1 protein-coding gene and 1 pseudogene are annotated in these 1093 nt (G+C 64.7%); both read left to right on the top strand.

Going from position 1 to position 1093, the window contains the following annotated elements:
- Positions 1–233 (top strand): annotated as a pseudogene (locus AC1D0Z_RS22525) (helix-turn-helix domain-containing protein); the annotation flags it as partial.
- An 8-nt stretch (positions 234–241) separates the two neighbouring features.
- Positions 242–1093 (top strand): type II toxin-antitoxin system HipA family toxin (locus AC1D0Z_RS22520; protein WP_477660365.1); only part of this gene is annotated, 852 nt, incomplete at its 3' end.

The raw sequence follows: 1093 nt of genomic DNA, 5'->3' as shown, positions 1-1093 counted from the left end.
GCGTCCTGCAGGGCAAGACTGCGCCACGCGTGACCACGTTGATGGCTATTGCCGAACCGCTCGGGCTGGAAGTGGTGTTGCTGCCCAAGGTGGTTGCCGCAGGGCTGCAGGCGCAAGCCGCCGAAGGTCCGGCGCCGCCCTTGTCGCGGGTGGACCGCATTGTTGCCCAGACTTCGGCGCTCTCGGCAGCAGCGTCGGGCACGAAAAAGCCCAGGTCCGGCCAGGGTGTGTAGGCCTGAACATGAATGTCCTGGCGCTTGACATCTACCTCGGTACCCAGCGTGCCGGCCTGCTGTTCCAGTACGGCACGGGCAGCAGCGCGCTCACACGCTTCATTCCTGAGGAGACCTTCTGGTCCAACCCTGACTCACCGGTGCTTTCCTGGGCTGCGACCGACGACGACCCTCAGCGCCGGGAGATTTTCTGGCGCAGCTATGTCAGTACGCCGTTCTTCAATGCCGAAGGCGGGCGGCTGCCTGCCTTCTTTCAAAACCTGTTGCCGGAGGGACCGCTGCGCCGCCACCTGGAGCAGTTGCGCGGCTGTGGGCCCAACGACCATTTCGACATGCTGGCCGCCTGCGGTACAGACCTGCCGGGCAATGTGTATGCCTATCCCGCACACCTTGATGCCGACGCGCTGGCGGGGGTGGTGACACAGCACAACGATGCGCTCGAAATGTCCGTCACGGCCGATCCCTTGCCCGATGCGACCTCCCTGTCGGGCGTACAGCCCAAGCTGGCGCTGGTGCAGCAACCGGGCCGCTACGTGGCGCGCACTCGTGATGCAAAGGGCACCCACATCATCGCCAAGCTGCCCACGGCAGAATTTGCCCTGCTGCCCGAGGTGGAAGAGCTCTCCCTGCGGCTGGCGCAGGCTGCCGGCGTCAATGTTTGTGAGGCCTGGCTGGCGCCCATGGACGAGATCGTCGCCGAGCAACCCTTTGTGCTCGGCGAAAGCCGGCATTTCCTGGCCGTCAAGCGGTTCGACCGCGGGCCCGAAGGCCACATTCACTGCGAAGACTTTGCGCAGATCCTGCGCATCCAGCCGGAAGAAAAATACACACACCCCGCAGCAACCTATGCAGCCATGGCC

It is taken from the genome of Polaromonas sp. P1_E3, assembly GCF_056405935.1.
The sequence above is the reverse complement of the archived record's forward strand: the minus strand, read 5'-3'. Positions and strand labels throughout refer to the sequence as shown.